Genomic DNA, 329 nt, shown 5'->3' with positions numbered 1-329 from the left:
AAAGACCGTCCGAAAAATATGATTGAAATGATGCATAATCAATTGTTGCTCGAAGTTCCAGAAACGGATGACCAATATGAAGCGCGAATACAAGCCGTTAAACATGAAGACATTCAACGTCTCTGTCAAAATGCGCATCTTGATACGATTTATATTTTGACAAAGGAGGATGATACGGATGAATAAAACATACTATCAACAAATTGATGAAACGGTCTATCATTCTACTTTGGCGAACGGCTTGAACCTGTTCATTATTCCAAAGAAGGATTTTCAAAAAACGTTTGTGACATATACAACGCAGTTTGGTTCATTAGACCATCGTTTTA

General features: G+C 36.2%; 1 protein-coding gene. It reads left to right on the top strand.

The window, feature by feature from the left end:
• Positions 1–186, top strand: a 186-nt coding sequence (locus HUK49_RS10710; RefSeq protein WP_268890038.1) for a hypothetical protein, incomplete at its 5' end; no start/stop codon positions are given.
• Between the last annotated feature and the right edge of the window lie 143 nt (positions 187–329).

It is taken from the genome of Limosilactobacillus portuensis (assembly GCF_014838735.1).
GTDB lineage: Bacteria > Bacillota > Bacilli > Lactobacillales > Lactobacillaceae > Limosilactobacillus > Limosilactobacillus portuensis.
This window is presented reverse-complemented; position numbering and strand designations above follow the sequence as displayed.